At 57.2% G+C, this 19,177-nt stretch carries 16 protein-coding genes and 2 pseudogenes; 16 read left to right on the top strand and 2 right to left on the bottom strand.

The window, feature by feature from the left end:
• Positions 1–305: 305 nt before the first annotated feature.
• The 11 genes and pseudogenes from M5B42_RS14055 to M5B42_RS14005 form a co-directional block, all read left to right on the top strand.
• The gene (locus M5B42_RS14055) at positions 306–2,912 is read left to right on the top strand and encodes an aconitate hydratase (protein WP_248746190.1); all 2,607 of its coding nucleotides are present in this window, start codon (positions 306–308) and stop codon (positions 2,910–2,912) included.
• 31 nt (positions 2,913–2,943) lie between these two features.
• A complete protein-coding gene (gene prpF, locus M5B42_RS14050) occupies positions 2,944–4,092 on the top strand; it encodes a 2-methylaconitate cis-trans isomerase PrpF (RefSeq protein ID WP_248746189.1) in 1,149 nt (382 codons plus the stop codon).
• 78 nt (positions 4,093–4,170) lie between these two features.
• Positions 4,171–5,397 carry a lactonase family protein gene (locus M5B42_RS14045; protein WP_248746188.1) on the top strand — a complete coding sequence of 409 codons (1,227 nt, stop codon included), beginning with the start codon at positions 4,171–4,173 and terminating at the stop codon, positions 5,395–5,397.
• Positions 5,398–5,430: 33 nt separating this feature from the next.
• On the top strand, positions 5,431–6,144 hold the full coding sequence (locus M5B42_RS14040; protein WP_248746187.1) for a TerC family protein: 714 nt from the start codon (positions 5,431–5,433) through the stop codon (positions 6,142–6,144).
• Positions 6,141–6,896 (top strand): transporter substrate-binding domain-containing protein, encoded by a 756-nt coding sequence (locus M5B42_RS14035; protein ID WP_248746186.1) that lies wholly within the window; start codon positions 6,141–6,143, stop codon positions 6,894–6,896. Before M5B42_RS14040 ends, M5B42_RS14035 begins: the two co-directional genes overlap by 4 nt.
• 95 nt (positions 6,897–6,991) lie before the next feature.
• The gene (locus M5B42_RS14030; RefSeq protein WP_248746185.1) at positions 6,992–7,318 is read left to right on the top strand and encodes a CopG family transcriptional regulator; all 327 of its coding nucleotides are present in this window, start codon (positions 6,992–6,994) and stop codon (positions 7,316–7,318) included.
• A 439-nt stretch (positions 7,319–7,757) separates the two neighbouring features.
• Positions 7,758–8,033 (top strand): Arm DNA-binding domain-containing protein, encoded by a 276-nt coding sequence (locus M5B42_RS14025; RefSeq protein WP_283099759.1) that lies wholly within the window; start codon positions 7,758–7,760, stop codon positions 8,031–8,033.
• Positions 8,034–8,086: 53 nt separating this feature from the next.
• Positions 8,087–8,344, top strand: coding sequence for a type II toxin-antitoxin system ParD family antitoxin (locus M5B42_RS14020; RefSeq protein ID WP_152739492.1), 258 nt, complete (start codon positions 8,087–8,089; stop codon positions 8,342–8,344).
• Positions 8,341–8,628 carry a type II toxin-antitoxin system RelE/ParE family toxin gene (locus M5B42_RS14015; protein WP_152739491.1) on the top strand — a complete coding sequence of 96 codons (288 nt, stop codon included), beginning with the start codon at positions 8,341–8,343 and terminating at the stop codon, positions 8,626–8,628. Before M5B42_RS14020 ends, M5B42_RS14015 begins: the two co-directional genes overlap by 4 nt.
• Before the next feature lie 96 nt (positions 8,629–8,724).
• Positions 8,725–8,868 (top strand): annotated as a pseudogene (locus tag M5B42_RS14010) (late control protein); the annotation flags it as partial.
• Positions 8,852–9,076, top strand: a pseudogene (locus M5B42_RS14005) (RES domain-containing protein); the annotation flags it as partial. The pseudogenes M5B42_RS14010 and M5B42_RS14005, both read left to right, overlap by 17 nt.
• A 204-nt stretch (positions 9,077–9,280) precedes the next feature.
• Here the strand turns inward: M5B42_RS14005 and M5B42_RS14000 are convergent.
• Together M5B42_RS14000 and pobA are read right to left on the bottom strand one after the other, a co-directional pair.
• Positions 9,281–12,013: an AAA domain-containing protein gene (locus tag M5B42_RS14000; protein WP_248746184.1), complete on the bottom strand. Its 2,733-nt coding sequence runs from the start codon at positions 12,011–12,013 to the stop codon at positions 9,281–9,283.
• A gap of 581 nt (positions 12,014–12,594) precedes the next feature.
• Positions 12,595–13,779 (bottom strand): 4-hydroxybenzoate 3-monooxygenase, encoded by a 1,185-nt coding sequence (gene pobA / locus M5B42_RS13995; protein WP_152739488.1) that lies wholly within the window; start codon positions 13,777–13,779, stop codon positions 12,595–12,597.
• A gap of 155 nt (positions 13,780–13,934) precedes the next feature.
• Between pobA and M5B42_RS13990 the strand changes: the two genes are divergently transcribed.
• The 5 genes from M5B42_RS13990 (at position 13,935) to M5B42_RS13970 (ending at position 19,164) form a co-directional block, all read left to right on the top strand.
• A complete protein-coding gene (locus M5B42_RS13990; RefSeq protein WP_177098782.1) occupies positions 13,935–14,804 on the top strand; it encodes a helix-turn-helix domain-containing protein in 870 nt (289 codons plus the stop codon).
• A 196-nt stretch (positions 14,805–15,000) separates the two neighbouring features.
• A complete protein-coding gene (gene pcaH / locus M5B42_RS13985; protein WP_103496965.1) occupies positions 15,001–15,720 on the top strand; it encodes a protocatechuate 3,4-dioxygenase subunit beta in 720 nt (239 codons plus the stop codon).
• Between the two features lie 12 nt (positions 15,721–15,732).
• On the top strand, positions 15,733–16,335 hold the full coding sequence (gene pcaG, locus M5B42_RS13980) for a protocatechuate 3,4-dioxygenase subunit alpha (protein WP_103496964.1): 603 nt from the start codon (positions 15,733–15,735) through the stop codon (positions 16,333–16,335).
• A gap of 78 nt (positions 16,336–16,413) precedes the next feature.
• On the top strand, positions 16,414–17,763 hold the full coding sequence (locus M5B42_RS13975; protein WP_248746183.1) for an MFS transporter: 1,350 nt from the start codon (positions 16,414–16,416) through the stop codon (positions 17,761–17,763).
• 39 nt (positions 17,764–17,802) lie between these two features.
• Positions 17,803–19,164, top strand: coding sequence for a 3-carboxy-cis,cis-muconate cycloisomerase (locus M5B42_RS13970; RefSeq protein ID WP_283099758.1), 1,362 nt, complete (start codon positions 17,803–17,805; stop codon positions 19,162–19,164).
• Positions 19,165–19,177: the final 13 nt, after the last annotated feature.

Raw genomic sequence — 19,177 nt, 5'->3', positions numbered from 1 at the left:
CTTGGCTGTTCTGGAACCATGGTTCTCAGGTCGAGGCGGGCTCGACAGAGAGGAGGATGAGGACGGTGCTGGAGCATGGGAGTTTGATCATGATGAACCTCGATTTTCTTATGTTTATTTTTTCTACCGTACCTACCTGGGCGCTACGCCTCGGGAGCGACTGTGTACGGTAGAAATCGTTGGTTGGGGGCGTCCGATGTCAGGGTTGAAATGAGTCGGACGAATCAACATTGACCTATATAATGATAAAGTGCAATATTGCTCTCACAAAAAACGTTACCCGTGCTGCCTGTGAGGATTAGCCAATGCCTAAGTCAAAGGGTCGAACCGTTTTCGCCAACGGCGTCGAGTATCGTGTCAGTGATGTTCGCGGGGTCGTGACCGACCTGGGCGGTGATTACGCTAAGCTGCCTTACAGCTTGCGAATTCTCGCCGAGAACGTTTTGCGCGGTGAGTCGGATCCGGAAGCCGCACTTAAAGTGATCTGTGCCCGTTCAAAAGAGTTCGACATCCCGTTTCGCCCGGCTCGGGTTGTGCTTCAGGATTTGCTCGGTACTCCAGCGCTTGTAGACCTTGCTGGATTAAGAGACGCCGTTGCAGCAAATGGCGGCAACCCGCGCTTGGTCAATCCCGTCACTCCAACCCATCTGGTGGTGGATCACTCACTCAATGTTGAGCGCTGGGGTAACGCAAGCGCTCTTGCTGACAACGAAGCGATCGAACGTGAGCGTAATGCGGAGCGATTCCAATTTTTGGACTGGTGCAACAAAGCATTCAGCAATCTTTCGATTATTCCTTCTGGTAAAGGCATCCTTCACCAGATCAACCTCGAGCGTCTGACTACTGTCGTGGGCACTCAGCGTTGTGGCGATGAGCTGTGGGCATTCCCTGACACTCTGGTAGGCACTGACAGCCACACCACCATGATCAATGCCATCGGTGTACTGGGCTGGGGCGTCGGAGGTATCGAAGCCGAAGCCGCGATGCTGGGTAAATCACTGATGCTGCGTTTGCCTGAAATCGTTGGGGTGTGCCTGGAAGGCACCTTGCCTCAGGGCTATCTCGCTACCGATATCGCGCTGGCATTGACTGAGCAGCTTCGTAAAACGGGTGTTATCGGCTCCTTCCTGGAGTTCTTCGGCCCGGGCGTGCCACAGCTGTCGCTGGCAGACCGTGGAACCTTGTCGAACATGGCACCGGAATTCGGTGCGACAGCGGCGATGTTCGCTATTGATGATCGCACGCTGCACTATCTCCGAATGACGGGGCGTGGTGGTCAGATCTCGGGCCTGACGGAAGCGTACGCACGCGCACAAGGTCTCTGGCATGACAGTCTTGCCGATGCTGAATACAACCGTGTCGTGACACTTGATCTCAGTTCTGTTGCGCGATCAATTGCAGGGCCTAAGCAGCCACACCAGCGCATTGTGTTGGGACATAAGGCCCCTGCTACCAATCTTCCTACCGGCTTGGACAATGGCTCGGTAGTTCTCGCGGCCATTACCAGTTGCACTAATACTTCCAACCCCCGTGGAGTTATCGCTGCGGGCCTGGTGGCGCGAAACGCACTTAGGCGTGGACTGAAGAGAGCCGCGTGGGTGAAAACCTCGTTTGCTCCTGGCTCCAGGGTGGTGTCTGACTATCTTGAACGGTCAGGCCTCAATGAAGATCTGGACGCTTTAGGTTTCAACCTGGTTGGCTACGGCTGCACCACCTGTAATGGTATGTCCGGCCCGCTGCTCAGTACCGAAATCGAGGACGAAATTCGTGCTCGCAAGCTAGAGACCGTGGCTGCGACGTCGGGCAATCGTAACTTTGAAGGCCGAGTCCACCCACTGGCGCGCGAGGTTTTCATCATGTCGCCGCCTTTGATCGTGGCCTATGCGATTGCCGGCACATATCTGATTGACCCAGAAAAAGATGCCTTGGGTCTCGATGACAAAGGGATACCGGTCTATCTGCATGAGTTGTGGCCGAGCGATGAAGAGCTGACCCGCATCGAAGCGGATAACCTGACAGCCGATTTGTTCGACAAGGCGTACGAGGATGTTCCGCGTGAAGCGGGCTTGATAGCTAGCGATCTGCGCGTGGGCGTTAGCGACCAATATGCCTGGCAAGCGAGCAGCACCTACATCCGTAAACCTCCCTACTGGAGCGATGCGGTAACGGCTACCGACACTCGCAAAGACTTGAGCAACATGCGTGTGTTGGTCATGCTGTCGGACAACATCACCACCGACCACATCTCGCCGTCTGGCGCGATTCTTCCTGAAAGCGATGCGGGTCAGTACCTGCAATCGCACGGAATCACCGTGCCAGAGTTCAACTCCTATGGCACGCGTCGCGGCAACCATGAAGCAGCTCAGCGTGCGACCTTCGCAAGCCCTCGTCTGAAAAACGAATTGCTTGAAGATGGTCGTGAGGGGCCGTGGACTTTGCTTCTGCCCGAGAAGGAAGTCACCACGATTTTCCAGGCCGCCGAGATTTATGCGAAGCGTAAGCAGTCGCTGATTGTCGTTGCCGGCAAGGAGTACGGAAGCGGTTCCTCGCGCGATTGGGCTGCTAAAGGCCCCCGTCTTCTAGGTGTTCGTGTAGTCGTGGCTGAAAGTTTCGAACGCATCCATCGCACCAATCTTGCGGGCCTCGGCATCCTTCCTTTGCAATTCGAGGAAGGCGTCTCTCGCCAGAGCCTAGGCCTGACTGGGCGTGAAACATTTAGCGTTGAGGGGATCTCCGATAACTTCGAGCCAGGCGCAAAAATCACGTTGGTCATCGAGCGTGAGACGGGTGAGAAGGCGCGCGTCACAGTCGTGAGTCGTTTGGACACCTTTGAAGATGTTCGTTACTTCCGCAGCGGTGGCCTGCTGCCACAGCTTCTTATCGAAAGCATGAAGAACGCATCTGTTAACTGATGCGACGCTGATCCGTTGTAGGAGAAACCCAATGACTCAAAGACGTATTCCTGCCGTTTACATGCGTGGTGGTTCCAGCAAGGGCGTATTCTTCCTTGACGAAAACTTGCCTGCAGCAGGTACAGAGCGCGATGCAATCTTGCTGCGTGTGATCGGAAGTCCCGATGTATACGGCAAGCAGATTGACGGTATGGGAGGCGCCACTTCCAGTACCAGTAAGGTCGTGATCATCGGAAAGTCGAGCCGTGATGACTGCGACGTGGATTACCTGTTCGGGGCGCCGGCGATCGAGACCCCTGTGATCGACTGGTCAGGTAACTGCGGGAATCTGAGCTCAGCGGTTGGGCCTTATGCGATCTCTGAAGGCTTGGTGGACGCACCGCACGACGGTACGGCAGTTGTTCGCATCTGGCAGGCCAACATTCAGAAGCGGATCATCGCCCACGTTCCAATGCGTAATGGTGAGGTTCAGGAGGAGGGCGACTTCGTGCTCGATGGAGTCGCTTTTCCAGCAGCCGAAGTCGTCCTGGAGTTTCTGAACCCCGGTGGTTCAGACGGAAGCATTCTGCCGACCGGAAATGCCATTGACGAGTTGGATATTCCAGGTGTCGGCAATCTTCCAGTGACACTGCTGAATGCTGGTAACCCGACCATCTTTGTCGAGGCAGATAAGGTGGGTCTGAAGGGCACCGAAACCCAAGACCAAGTTAACGGCGATGTGCAATTGCTTATGCGGCTTGAGACCATTCGCGCTCATTGCACGGTAGTCATGGGGCTGGCTGATAGTGCGGAGGAGGCTACGCGTTTACGTCCTCACACTCCGAAGCTTTGCATGGTAGCCAAGCCTCAGGCCTACCAGGCTGCGGGCGGCAAACAGGTTGAGCCGGGTGACATTGATGTGATCGCTCGAATTCTTTCGATGGGCAAGCTTCATCATGCGATTACAGGTACCGGCGCTGTGGCTGTGGCGGTCGCCGCTGCGCTGGATGGCACGTTGGTCAATCAAATTGTCGGTGACATCGGAGACCGGCAGGTACGGATGGGACACACCGCAGGTAGCGTCGCTGTAGGTGCAAAAACCATCTTGGAAAATGGTGCATGGACAGTTGAAAAAGCAGTCATGAGCCGTAGTGCTCGTCGACTGATGGAAGGCTGGATACGTATCCCCGAAGTGGTCTGATTTTGCCTGTGTCGTGCCGAGCCAAGCTCGGCATGAGCACATCTGAATTCAATAATAAAAACAAAGGAGAGTCACACCATGAGTTCATCCGATTTCCCTGGTCACCTCATGCCTCGCCGTCGATTCGTTCAACTCTCCGCTATTGCGGCAGGAGGGATCATGGCAGGAAATTTCAATATTCCTGCAAGCGCAGCTTCTACGAGTGATGAAGAAAAAATGGTTAATACCAAGGCCGCTCAGACGCCTCGATTTGCCTATGTCGGATCTCGGACAACCAAAGAGCGTAACGCACGCGGTGCAGGTATCACTGTTTACCGGTATGCCCAAGAGACCGGAGCCTGTACGCTGGTTCAAACGCTGGATGATTTGGCTAATCCCTCATTTCTAACATTTGATCATTCCCAGACTCATCTTTACTGCGTTCACGGTGATCTGAGTGAGGTCAGTGCTTTCTCTATCGATTCAAAGTCTGGTGAGCTAACCAAGCTCAATACCGTCGGTACCCAGGGCAAGAATCCTGTTCACCTTAGTGTTGATCCCACCAGTAAATTTTTGGCAGTCGCCAACTACGCGACGGGCAGCTTTGCTTTGTTTCCTATTCTGGATGACGGCAGCTTGGAGGCTTTATCTCACGTCGAGCCGCTTCCGGGTGAGGCTGGGCCTCACAAGGTCGAGCAAAGCAGTTCTCACCCCCACATGATTCCGTTTGATCCATCAGGTCGTTTCCTGGTGATGCCCGATAAAGGTCTCGATAGGATTTTTGTTTATCGCGTTCGAAACAACAACGCGAGGCTTGATGCAACGCAAGTCAGCGTGGTTAAGACGAGAGAGGGATCAGGTCCGCGTCATATCGTCTTCACGCCTGATACCCGGTACGCCTATGTCGTCAATGAGCTCGATAGCAGTGTGACGGGTTACGTCTACGAGGCAGATCAAGGGTCGTTGATCGCCAAGGAAATTCTGCCCACATTGCCAGCCACCTTCACAGGAAACAGCCGGGCAGCGGCCATTGTCATGGCGCCTTCTGGCAAATATTTGTACGTGTCGAATCGTGGTCACGACAGCGTGGCTACCTTTGCGCTCGATGAAAGTGGCGCGTTTTCGGCCAAGGGACACATACCATCACAAGGGAGTAAACCACGCTTCATGAATTTGACCCCCGATGGTGCTCGTCTTTTTGTTGCCAACGAAGAGAGCGACAACATCATCGCTTTTGACGTAGACCGCCATTCGGGTGGCCTTACCGCGAATGGCCAGGTGATTAAAACCGGCAGCCCGGTTTGTATGATTTTCAAAACGACCTGACCGGTTGATTAGCCGAGGCCGGGAGTGCTTACCTTGATCGAACTCTTAAACTCATCGGTGTTTTGGCTAGCTGTAGCGCAAATCATCGCCATCGACATTTTGCTAGGGGGAGACAATGCCGTTGTGATTGCATTGGCGTGCCGCAAGCTCCCGGAGTCTCAGCGTAATCGCGCCATTATAGGTGGTGCGCTGTGCGCCATAGTGCTCCGCATTGTGATGATTTTCTTTGCGCTGCAATTGTTGGAGTTACCGTATCTCAAGATCATCGGTGCAGCACTGCTTCTCTTGATCGGCATCAAGCTGCTTGTTCCAGAGAAGGAGGATGCGCATGACAATCTCACGGCCAGCCCGCGGCTATGGGGCGCAATCAAAATGATCATTGTCGCTGATGCGGTCATGAGCCTGGATAACGTCGTTGCGGTCGCGGGCGCCTCTAATGGAAGCCTGGAGCTGGTGATTTTCGGCATCGTCATCAGCATTCCAATCATCATTTGGGGCAGCAAGCTGGTGCTTCACTTTATGGATCGGTTTCCGTTGGTCATCACGCTTGGAGCGGCATTGCTCGGTTGGATCGCCGCAAGCATGGCTGTCGATGACATAAGCCTGCCCAGTCTCCCGTCGTGGTCGCACTACATAGCTGGATTGGTCGGCACGATGTTGGTCTTGGCTGTTGGAAAGTTTGTGAGGTGTCGTCAGGAAATTGATTGCATTGCATCTCCAAAATCTGAAAGAGGTGAGCAGCTGTGAAGTTCGACATTGACGCTGTGTGTAAAGATTTGGCCCCCTTTGGCGAGCTTCGGGTAGCCATTAATCTGGGTAACCCAGTCCTGGCGCAGCGCGATGAAAGTACTGGGAGCTTGGGAGGGGTATCAGTAGCACTGGCGAACGCGTTGGCTGTGGAGTTGGGGCTCGTTATTAGTCTGACTCCCTACGATGCCGCTGGGAAGGTGTTTACTGCATTGGGAGAGGGGCTCTGGGACTTGGCGTTTCTGGCTATCGAGCCAGTACGTGCGGAGAAGATCGCCTTCTCAACTCCCTATGTGAGTATCGATGGCACCTACCTCGTACGAAAGGAAAGTCCGTTCCAAAGTGTGTCTGATCTGGATGCTCAAGGTCACAGGATTTCAGTAGGTCGTGGAGCCGCGTACGACCTGTACCTCTCACGCACCCTGCAGCAAGCTGAACTCGTTAGAGTTGAGACCTCGGCGAATGCTGTTGACGGCTTTCTTGAGCTGCAGTTGGATGCGGCAGCGGGGGTTCGACAGCCATTGGAGCGATTTGCAAAGTCTGCTCTAGGAGTAAGAGTGCTGGCAGACAATTTCACAGAAATTCGCCAGGCAATGGCTGTCCCGAAGACGCAGAAAATCGCAGCTGAATATATTCAGGACTTTATCAGTCGACGCTTACGAAGTGGTTTCGTGGCCAAAGCTCTCGCGGATAGCGGCCAAAGTGATGCGCGAGTCGCACTACCAATTGTCCCCGAAGCTCCCATTTCATGAGCAGGCATTATCTACGTGATGGGTATGCATTTTCGATATGAGAGGTCGTGGTAGCAAGTTATGGACGAGGCAAGCGTTGATCGACAGGAAGCGTCGTGCCCGTTCTTGAATGGTTGCAGACAGCTCGTGCTGATCTGCTGGCGACTGTCGATTATGTCTCCGACGACAATTCCGACGCTGTCCAACGTCTGAAAGACGATATTGAGGCCAAGGCGGCAAAGCTGCCGGAGCATCTCGATGAGGACTTGACGTCTCAGTCTGTGGAGCGCGAAGAGGCCCGGGAAAGCTTCAAGCAAGAGGCGCTCGCGTCATGGAAGGCCTACCAGGACACGGGCCGGCATTTGACCGGGGCCGAGGTCCGTGACAGGCTGAAATCCTGGGGCACCATGGAAGAGTATGAGCTTCCCTCGTACCACGAGTGATTGTCGCGGCGGGGGCTGGCGAAGGGCTGGAGAGTTGCCGTCGTTTACGGGTGGAAATGCTCCGCTCGATACCGCTACCCAGTACACTCACGGTTTTTTTGATCAGCAACTGCGATGGTCAAAAGCAAGCCCGAGGGCTTGAAGGTTTTCCTACCTTGTCATGTCCCGAGGCTGCTCGGAGGAAGAGGATACACCTAGAGGTAGAAAAATTTTCGGACTAAAACTTTTCCTTTATTTTCAGTGATAAAGGGAAAGGTTCGATTCCGGCTTCGACCATCTTTGCTTTTCAGGGCATCCGACGAGATCTCTGAAACCCTTATAAAACCTGCCTTGCGCAGGTTTTTTGTTTTCAAGATCTTTCGTGGATCTTCACCCCAGCCCCACATTTTTAGTACATTTTTTAGTACATCCTGAGTTCGATTTTTGGGTGATGTACTAAATGCCGCTCACAGACACCGCCGTCAGGCAGGCAAAGCCTGAAGACAAAGGATACAGCCTCAGCGATAGCGCCGGACTTTCATTGTTCGTGGCGACTAATGGCACGAAGGCCTGGCACTTCCGCTTCAAGTGGCAAGAACAGCAGCCGCGCATATCCTTGGGTATCTACCCCGACATCTCCCTGAAAGACGCTCGCACACGGCGGAATCAGGCACGAACGATTATCTTTCCAGACGCTTCTGATCCGGTAGCGGAGCAGGTGCAGTTGTGGGATTGATAACAGTTATTAAATTGGCTACTCTGGATGTGGGGCTACCTGGAGGATAAAACATGATTAGTGCCGAGTTGGGAAAACCGCTTGAGAACTATGTGACGCAGCTCATCGAGTCTGGTCGCTACGGCTCGAAAAGCGAAGTGCTACGCGAAGGTGTACGGCTGGTTCAGGATCGGGAAACCCGCCTGGCCGCGCTGGACGCTTCCATTGCTCGTGGTATGGGCGACATCGACGCGGGTCGCATCAAGCCTGCGGAAGAGGTGTTCGACCGACTGGCTGCAAAATACGCAGAGATGGCTGATAAGACTGCATGATCGTTCAGCTAACAGACGAAGCGGAAGGTGATCTGGAGCGCATTGGTGATTACATTGCTCAAGACAATCCGTTACGTGCGTTGTCCTTCATTAACGAGCTACGCGATAAATGTCTAAGCCTGGCGGACATGCACCAAGCATTCCCGCTGGTGCCACGCTACGGTATCCGGCGTCGGGTTCATGAAAACTATGCCATTTTCTATCGAGTAGAGGCCAACCGTGTCGTGGTCGTTCACATCCTGCACGGCGCGATGGATTACGCGGCGATCTTGCTGGACACATAGCTCCCTGAGCAAAGAGTAACGACAAGGTGCAACCTTGTAGTGCCGGATTATTAGCCCCGCCTTGTGCGGGGTTCGTTGTTTCTGGAGTTCGCAAAAATGAAACCCACTTTCCGTGTCGTCGCTGACGGTGCCGACATTACCGCGCTGATCAACGACCGCTTGCTGTTGCTCCGAACGCTGGACAAGCCCGGCATGGAATCGGACGAATTCGAGCTGCGTATCGATGATCGAGACCGCGCCGCATACAGAGCAGGTCCATTCTGAAGTCCACAGCACTCGTGATCTGGTGTTGGCTGATTTAGGCAGTGTGGCCCTTCGTAAACTGGGCGTGCCGCGCCGGCACCTGATTGATACCGAGAAGGACCAGTATCCGGCAACACGTCAGTGGGCCGCTGCGATCCATACCCAATGCCCTGACATACAGGGTTTGTCCTGGGTTTCACGGCAGGACGATTCGGCCCGAGCCGTTATGTTGTTTGGCGACCGTGTACCAGATGGAGCCCTCCGCCAGCAGGGAGAGCCCCGCAGTTTGATACAGGACGAAGATGCCTACGCTGAGGTGTTGGCGTTGTATCCATGGTACGGACGAGGCGGTGCGGGCGTCGGCGAAGAGCTGTGTGAAGAAGCTCCCGCGTAGCAAGCGTGATTTGATTTACAACGTGATGTGGGAGTCGCGAATACCGCCATGCGTAGGACTAGCCCACTGCCCGATAAAGTCGCCAACTCTCCGCTCAATGTCACTCTCAACTGTCCGCAGCCGCAGAATAGGAATGCCACTTCTAGCCAAAATCTCATTTTTCATGGCGTCCCGAGCTGCCTGCACGGGTCGGTCGTGGTACCCGCCATCAACCTCGATCACCCCTATAGGTTTCTTGCCCACTTTGAAATAGATCACGAAATCGCAACTGGCGCGCCTCATGAACGCCCGCTGGGGCTCCGTCCAGTCGAGGCTACCCGGCGATGCAAGCTTATCCAGCTGGATCTGTGTGTGGTACTTCAATGCCTGGCACGCCGGGGCTGACAGCGCTTCGCGCAGCAACTGTGCCACGATCTGCTCGGACTTGTAGCGTGAGTCCTCGGGCCGCAGGCGGGCGTCCAAGCGTGCCAGAGACTGGTCGTACTCGCGGTACAGCAAGTCGAATGCCGACACCACCGGCGCGCGCACGATCTGCTCGTCCTGCGCGTAATAGCTGATGTAGCGGATCAGCGCGGCGATGTGGCCGTTGTTATCGAACACTTCGTCGCCGGTCACCAGGGTGAAGCGATGTTTGGCCCGCGAAACTACCACGTTGATCATGCGTGGATCATCGACGAAATCCAGGCGTTGCCGCTCCTGGTTGTAGCGCTTCTTGTCCAGCACGGTGGAGAAGACGATCTCGTCGCATTCGCGCCCCTGAAACTTGTGCACGGTGTCCTTGATGAAATCCGTCGGCAAGTGCATGTCGGAAAGGTTGACTTGCGCCCGGAACGGGGCGATGTAACCGCGGCCTTCGCCGTCCATTCCGACAGGCTGCCCCTCGTCCTCAAGCACCTTCAGCAGGGAGTCCAATTCCCGAAGGTTGGTGTTCTTCCTGGCGTGGTTGCCCTTGGCTGTCACCACCAGGCGCAGAGGGGCTTCGCCCTTGTCCTCGGTCATCGGCACCAGTGCGTTGTCGTAGAACTGCTGGTTGCAGAACTGGATGATCCTGGGGTGGCAGCGATAATGTTCTTTCAGCAGGGTTCTGGGCAGCGCGTCCTGGAACACGGCAATACACGAATCCAGCAGGCTGTAGTGCTCGCAATCGTAGACCTCGGCGGGCGCTTGAAGCCCCAGTGCCACAGGGATATGCGGCAACTGGCGGTTGTCTCCAACGACGATCAGGTTCTTTGCGCAGCCCAGTGGCAGGATGCCCGGCACGATGTCCTGCAAAGAGGCTTCATCGATGATCACGTAGTCGAGGACCGCTCCTTGCGCGATCGAATTGACGATGGAGTGCGTGCCGCTGCCCAGGATAGGGAAGCGCTGCACGAAGGCATCGAAATGCCGGCAGTAAGTTTTGACATCAAAGCTGTCCGACGGTGGTACCTGAAGTTGCAGATGTTGCTTCAGATGGTGCATCGATGCTGTTGTCAGTTCTTTCAGCAGGGCCGTGAAATTCGCGCGTGCCAACGATTCACGGCACGCCTGCAGCTCCGCTTCCTTGTCCCGTAGCGACTTGTCGTAGTAATGCATCTGCAGTGCATGGAAAACGGCCATGCGCGCCTCTCTCTCGGCGAATGGCTTGGTGCGAAAGATTCTGAATTTGAACAGAAGCTCGATGCGGTCTTTGAGATGAATGCGCTGCTCGCCGAGGTACGCCAGATAGGCCATGAGGTCCGCAGTCTTGCGCGGTGTCAGGCCGTACTTGTCGAGCGAGCTTGTGGCGTGCACATCGCTTTCTGCCTGCCACTGCTGCAGGTAGCGCCGCTCGATGACCAGCTCGTCCAGCTCGATTTGCAGTTGTGCCGCCCTGTTGTGGTCTTGCAGGTGCTGCTTCAAGCGGGTCAGCAAGGCCTGGATCTCATCTAGGGACGGTGCCGACTCGGGCGCGCTTGATGGCCACGCAGGCAGGTCGGCGAAGAAAGCCTCACGTTTGTCATGGTTGCCAAGCTTGGCGACCAAGTGGCCCAGGCCGTATTTCTCCAGCTTTTCGTAGACGTTTTCCACAGCAGCATTGTTGTTGGATAGCACCGCTACCGTCTGCCCACGTAACAGAATATTGGCGAGGATGTTGAGGATCGTTTGGGTCTTGCCGGTCCCTGGTGGACCTTCGATCACACTGATTTGCGCGCTGAACGCCCGCTCGACCGCCTGAAGCTGACTCTCGTTAAGCCCGAACGGATAGATGAGCCCCTGACCCGGCGCCAGCGTGCCGTTGCGCCCCGTACAATAGGCTTGCAAGGCAGTGCCAGCGATGGCGGGCAGTTTTCCGAGCTGGCGCACTACATTATCGGCAATTTCACGATTGGTCTTCGACTCAGCGTGATCCTTTCGGGCATTCGCCACGGTAGTGAAATAGCGGAAGACCGGCGTTTCCTTCATTGATGTCGGGGCGGTAAAACCGATACCGTCCATCTTGTAGATATAGGGCTTTTCGGCGTCCGGGTAGTGCACGACGGCATATCGCTCGCCGTAAATCATAGCTTTGGCAATAGGCGTGACGATCTTGCTGCCGGACTTGTGCAGCAATACATTGGTCAACTCGCGGGTGGGCGAGACCTGGCAGTTACTGAGCGGGCGGGTGTATTTTTTCTTGGAGGGGAAGTGACACGTCAGTTCCAGGGCTTCGTACTTGTCGCTCCAGCGAATCGACCAGTCGCTGATCTTTGCGGTCTTGTCCTCACCATCCACCTGAATCGAAGCCATGTTCCTTATCCCTGTGCGCATGACATCCGGCTTCGCCTCGCGCCGAATGCTACTTTTCCTAAGAAGAGTCATATTGCCATCATTGCGTGCTGGGTCGATAGCCGGTTCACGCGTTTAGTCATCTTCCGTGCTTCCGGCCGAGAGCAGCCCATCTGCATCAGGCAGAAAACGGCCAAAAGCGGACACGCTTACAGCGCTAGAGCCTCCTCGGCAATGTCATGGGCAAAGTCTTTGTCTCATGGTGTTGGGTCTTCGCTTGAGTCATTCGCGGCCTGCCGCGTCGAGGAAATCCTGATGGGCCGGGATGATGGTGAACCGAGCCGCTGAAAGGCGAGAGTGTAGAGCGCCATGCCGTCGGCGATCAGTCGATGAGCCAGTCGTTCCTGTTCCTGATCACGGAAGGCCACGCATCGGGCGCCGTCCAGACAGAGCCTCGCGGCAACACGGAAATGTGCTGCTCCTCAGACGGGTTAAGGAACTGTAGGTCTTTTCTGATTAATCCTTGCTTAACCAAGGCAGCCAGTCCCAGGTGGTTTTTTTCGTTCCGTCGAATGATGCGCAAAGAGTGGGGGGCAATTCAGTTATTCGATGGCTTCATAGGGCAGCCCGACATAGTTTTCCGCAATCGTCTTGCGTCCGGCGGCCGAGCCTGTGAAGTAATCGAGTTCGCTCTTCTGGATACGCTGGCTGAAGGTATCGGTATCAGGAAAACGGTGGAGGATCGAGGTCATCCACCAGGAGAAGCGTTCGGCTTTCCAGACCCGACGTAGGCAGATTTGCGAGTATTTCTCCAGCAAGTCGGTGCGACCCTCGCGATAAACCTTGAGCAGGATCCGGTACAGCGTGCTGACATCGCTCGCCGCCAGGTTCAAACCTTTGGCGCCGGTGGGCGGAACGATATGGGCCGCATCGCCGAGCAGGAACAGTCGACCATATTGCATGGGCTCGACGACAAAGCTGCGCAACGGCGCGATGCTCTTTTCAATCGAGGGGCCCGTGACCAATTGCTCGGCGATAGCGCTTGGCAAACGGCGCTTGAGCTCTTCCCAGAAACGTTCGTCCGACCAGTCCTCGACCTTTTCCTCGGCGCCCACTTGCACGTAATAACGGGTGCGCGTCGGCGAGCGCATGCTGCACAAGGCGAAGCCTCGCTCATGGTTGGAGTAGATCAGTTCATGGCTGACCGGCGGGGTGTCGGCCAGGATTCCCAACCAGCCAAAGGGGTAGACCCGTTCAAAAATCTTCAGCGTCTCTGCCGGTATCGATTGTCGGGATACACCGTGAAAGCCGTCGCAGCCGGCAATGTAATCGCAGTCCAGGCGCACGGTCTCGCCGTGATGTTCGAAGGTCACGTAAGGATTGTCGCTCTGCATGCCGTGGGGCTGCACATTCTCGGCCTCGTAAAGAGTCGTCGCGCCCACGGCGGCACGTGCGTCCATCAAGTCACGGGTGACTTCGGTCTGACCGTAGACCATGACCGTTCTGCCCTCGGTCAGTGCCTTGAGGTCGATGCGTTCACAGCGTCCGTCGAAGGCCAGTTCGAAGCCGTCATGCACCAGGCCTTCGGCATCCATGCGCGCGCTGACACCGGCTTCGCGCAACAGATCGACCATGCCTTGTTCCAGCACGCCGGCGCGAATTCGCGAGAGGATGTATTCGGGATTCTTGCGTTCGACGATGACGTTGTCGATGCCAGCACGATGCAGCAGTTGACCGAGCAAAAGGCCGGAGGGGCCGCAGCCGATGATAGCGACTTGGGTTTTCATGGAGGGTAGTCCTTTCTGGTACCGCTGAAGGCGTTGGGCCTTGCCGGGCACTGTTGTTTTTGTCTCCTGTATTTTTAGTGGCTAAAGTGCGGATATGAAGGCAATATCCGATGCATTCCATGGACTTTTCGTGGATCGTTGTGGAGGGGAGGTAGATGTCGAAATCATCCGCTGTGCCTGTTCCGGTGTTCAAGCTCTACGGCGAGACCGGCGCCTGGCCGACCCCTGACTTGATCCATTGCGAGTCGATCCCCGAGCGCAGCAAACTGCATGGCTGGGAAATCAAACCCCACCGGCACAGCGACCTGGTGCAGCTGCTCTACGTGCAGGCAGGGCAGGCGACACTGAAGGTCGAAGACGAGATCCACCACATCGATTCCGCTGCGCTGCAAGTCGTGCCGGCGCTGTGTGTGCACACCTTCAAGTTCTCCGAGGATATCCAAGGCCACGTACTCAGCCTGGCACAGCCCCTGGCCGAACAGCTCGGCGCTTCGCTCAACAGTCCGGTATTGACCACGGCGGCCTGTTACCCGATCGGCTCCGCGCATTCGTATCTGGACACGCTGTTTTCAGCCATCACCCGGGAATACGGTGAACACCAGCCCGGCCGTGATCCCATGCTGCAATCGTTGATCACGGTACTGTCCATCTGGCTCAGTCGCCGCAGTCTGGAGCGCACGCCGCCGGACGCCTTGCCGCTTGAACGGGGCCGCGAGCATTTGCAGATGTTCACCCGGACACTGGAACTGCGCTTTCGCGAGCATCTACCCATCGAGCACTATGCGGCGACGCTGGGGATCAGCACGGCTCACCTCAATGCCTTGTGCCGACGCCTCTGCGGGCAATCGGCATTGCAGATGATCAACCAGCGGCTGCTGCTGGAAGCCAAGCGCGATCTGGTCTACACCGCCATGACCATCAACCAGGTGTCGGACAGCCTGGGCTTTTCCGAACCGGCCTACTTCTCGCGCTTTTTCAAGCGCGGCACGGGGCAGTCACCGAAACAATTCCGCATCCAGCGTTAGCGGATGCCAGATCTCGAAGGCGGCGTGTGGAGGTGTTGCGCGAAGTAGGGCTGGAATATCGCGAGGATCATTATCCATAACCATTTGGATATGGATGAAGTTGGTTTTTTCAGTTTTGGCGGGGGCACTATCAAAGGAGACTGAGGGACAGACTGCTATCCAAGCAGCTCTTACCTCTAACAATAAGGAGCCCGACATGTCTGATGCGGACAACAGCCGCTTCGTCATTCGTGACCGCAATTGGCACCCCAAAGCCCTGACGCCTGACTACAAGACCTCGATCCTGCGTTCCCCGCGCCAGGCCCTGGTGAGCATTCCCCAGTCCCTGTCGGAAACCAGCGGCCCGGATTTCTCCCATTTGAAGATGGGCGTGCACGATAATGATCTGCTGTTGAACTTCAACCAGGGCGGCCTGCCCATCGGCGAGCGCATCATCGTCGCCGGTCGCGTCTGTGACCAGTACGGCAAGCCGGTCCCGCATACCCTGGTGGAGATGTGGCAAGCCAATGCCGGTGGTCGCTACCGACACAAGAAAGACAGCTACCTGGCACCCATCGACCCGAATTTCGGTGGCGTTGGCCGGGCCCTGACCGACCGTGACGGTCATTACAGTTTCCGCACGGTCAAACCCGGTCCCTACCCGTGGCGCAACGGTCCCAACGACTGGCGTCCGGCGCATATCCACTTCTCCATCAGCGGCCCGTCGATTGCCACGCGCTTGATCACCCAGCTGTATTTCGAAGGCGATCCGCTTATCCCCATGTGCCCGATCGTCAAGTCGATCGCCAATCCGGAAGCGGTGCAGAGCCTGATCGCCAGGCTCGATATGAGCCTGGCCAATCCCATGGATTGCCTGGCTTATCGCTTTGATATCGTTCTGCGCGGCCAGCGCAAGACCCACTTCGAAAACCGCTGAGGAGGCACGCACATGCCCGTTCAACTTCTGCCTGAAACCCCTTCGCAAACCGCCGGGCCTTATGTGCATATCGGCCTGGCGCTGGAGGCTGCCGGCAACCCGCCCCGCGAGCAGGAAATCTGGAACGAGATGGCCAAACCCGGTGCGCCGGGCGAGCATATTCTGCTGATGGGGCACGTCTACGACGGCAATGGCCATCTGATTCGCGATTCGTTCCTGGAGTTCTGGCAGGCCAACCACGAAGGCGTCTATGACAGCGATTACAACCTGGAAAAGCCCTTCAACAGCTTTGGCCGCACCGCGACCACGGATGTCGGCGAGTGGACGCTGAACACCATCAAGCCCGGCACGCTGAACAACGCCGCGGGGGTACCCATGGCGGCCCATATCAACGTTTCGCTGTTTGCCCGGGGCATCAATATCCACTTGCAGACCCGCCTGTACTTCGACGACGAGGCCCAGGCCAATGCGCTCGATCCGGTATTGAATCTGATCGAACAGCCGCAACGCCGTGAAACCCTGATTGCCAGGCGTTGCACGGTCGACGGCAAGCTGGCCTATCGTTTCGACATTCATGTCCAAGGCGAGGCGGAAACGGTGTTCTTCGACTTCTAAGGTTGTGGCTTGCGTGCAGTTGCAGGGCGCTTGCCGATGCAAGCGACCCGATAATAATAAGAAGAAGGAAATGTCTGTATGTCGTTATTAGCCCCTGTGCCAGTGACGGGCACGCTTGATGTTCAGCTGTTGATCAACACCAAGCCATTGTCCAGCTATCAATGGCGGGTGGTGCTGCTGTGTTTTCTGATCGTCTTTCTCGACGGCCTGGACACCGCGGCCATGGGCTTTATCGCCCCGGCCTTGAGCCAGGACTGGGGTATCGATCGCGCCAGCCTGGGACCGGTGATGAGTGCCGCGCTGATCGGCATGGTCTTCGGTGCCCTGGGTTCCGGCCCCCTGGCCGACCGTTTCGGGCGCAAGGGGGTGCTGGTGGTGGCGGTGTTTCTGTTTGGCGTGTTCAGTCTACTGTCGGCCTACAGCAGCAATATCGACCAACTCCTGGCCCTGCGTCTGTTGACCGGCCTGGGCCTGGGGGCGGCAATGCCCAATGCCACCACGCTGCTCTCCGAATACACCCCCGAGCGGCTCAAGTCGTTGCTGGTGACCAGCATGTTCTGCGGTTTCAATCTGGGCATGGCCTGTGGTGGGTTCGTCTCGGCGAAGCTGATTCCGCTGCTGGGTTGGCACAGCCTGCTGATGCTCGGCGGGATCCTGCCCCTAGTGCTGGCCGTGGTGCTGTTGTTCCGGTTGCCGGAGTCGGCACGCTTCCTGGTGGTGCGCAATCGTGGCGTGGAGCGGATTCGCCAGGTGCTGGCGCCGATTGCGCCGCTGGAGGTCGCGGCGGCCACCGGCTTCAGCGTGCCGGAACAGACGGTGGTGCAGAGCCGCAACGTGCTGAAGGTGATTTTCTCCGGGGCTTATAGCGCCGGTACCTTGCTGCTGTGGCTGACCTATTTCATGGGTTTGGTGATCGTCTACCTGTTGACCAGTTGGTTGCCGACCCTGATGCGTGACAGCGGCGCGAGCATGGAGCAGTCGGCCTTTATCGGCGCGCTGTTCCAATTCGGCGGTGTGCTCAGTGCGGTGGGTGTGGGCTGGGCGATGGATAAATTCAACCCGCACAAGGTCATTGGCATTGCTTACTTGTTGGCCGGCGTCTTCGCCTGGCTGGTGGGGCAGAGCCTGGGCCATGTCAGCGTATTGGCCGTCTTGGTGCTGTTGGCCGGCATGTGCATCAACGGCGCGCAATCGGCGATGCCATCGCTGGCCGCGCGTTTTTACCCCACCCAGGGTCGCGCCACCGGTGTGTCGTGGATGCTCGGTATCGGTCGTTTTGGTGCGATCCTCGGGGCCTGGGCCGGGGCGACCTTATTGGGCCTGGGTTGGAACTTCGAACAGGTGCTGACCGCGCTGGTAGTGCCGGCGGCCTTGGCAACCCTCGCGGTGGTGATCAAGGGGCTGGTCAGCCATGCAGACGCGACCTGAAAGCGCCTCATTGTTTTTCATGAATCCTGGAGCTGTGGTTTGAACAGACCGACGAATCAACTTTTCGATGCCTATTTCACCCAGCCGGCGATGCGGGCGATTTTTTCCGATCAAGGCCGGTTGCAAGGCATGCTCGATTTCGAAGCCGCCCTGGCGCGCGCGCAAGCCAGCACCGGATTGATACCCCAGGAGGTCGTTGGTGATATCGAAGCGGCCTGTAGCGCGCAGCTGTTCGATGTCGACGCGTTGGCCGTGGCCATCGGTAATGCCGGCAATTCGGCGATTCCGCTGGTCAAGGCGTTGGGCAGGAAGATTGCCGTGGCCAACCCGACCGCTGAGCGCTACGTGCATATGGGGGCCACCAGTCAGGATGTGATGGACAGTGGCCTGGTGCTGCAACTGCGTTCAGCCATTGCGCTGTTGGAAGGTGATCTGGGGCGTTTGGCCGATGCGCTCGCCGAGCAGGCCGCGCGCCACGCGAACACCCCGCTGGCCGGGCGTACCTGGCTGCAACAGGCGACACCCGTGACCCTGGGCATGAAGATCGCCGGTTGGCTGGGCGCTATCACTCGCCATCGCCAGCGTCTCGCTGAAGTCAAACCGCGTTTGCTGTGCCTGCAATTCGGTGGGGCTTCCGGCAGCCTGGCGGCCTTGGGCGACCAGGCTTTTACGGTGGCCGAAGCCCTGGCCGATGAGTTGAGTCTGCACCTGCCTGACCAGCCTTGGCATACCCAGCGTGATCGCCTGGTGGAATTCGCCAGCCTGCTGGGGCTGATCGCCGGCAGCCTGGGCAAAGTCGGACGCGATCTCAGTTTGCTGATGCAGACTGAGGCGGGTGAGGTGTTCGAGCCGGCCGCGCCGGGCAAGGGCGGCTCCTCGACCATGCCGCACAAGCGCAATCCGGTCGCAGCGGCAGTCATGATCGGTGCGGCGACCCGGGCCCCCGGGCTGGTGGCGACGATGTTCAGCGCGATGCCGCAGGAACATGAGCGCAGCCTCGGCCTGTGGCATGCCGAATGGGAAACCCTGCCGGAGCTCTGTTGCCTGGTGTCCGGCTCGCTGCAACAGGCCTTGCAGGTGGTGCCAGGGTTGGAAGTCGACGCCGGGCGCATGCTGCAGAATCTGGAATTGACCAAAGGGCTGGTGCTGGCGGAAGCCGTGAGCATTGCCTTGTCCCAGCGTATCGGCCGCGATGCGGCGCATCATCTGATCGAACAATGCTGCCGCCGTGCCGTGGAGCAGGGCGAGCACTTGCGCCAGGTGCTCGGAGCCGAACCGCAAGTGACCGCGCAACTGTCCGCCGAGGCGCTGGACCGCCTGCTGGACCCGGCTCATTACCTGGGGCAATCACAGCGCTGGGTCCAACGTGCGCTGGCCGAACATCACGCTTTCAAACCTTAGAAAAGGATCCTGC

This window comes from Pseudomonas sp. MWU12-2037, from assembly GCF_023242345.1.
Taxonomy (GTDB): Bacteria; Pseudomonadota; Gammaproteobacteria; order Pseudomonadales; family Pseudomonadaceae; genus Aquipseudomonas; species Aquipseudomonas gingeri_D.
The sequence above is the reverse complement of the archived record's forward strand: the minus strand, read 5'-3'. Positions and strand labels throughout refer to the sequence as shown.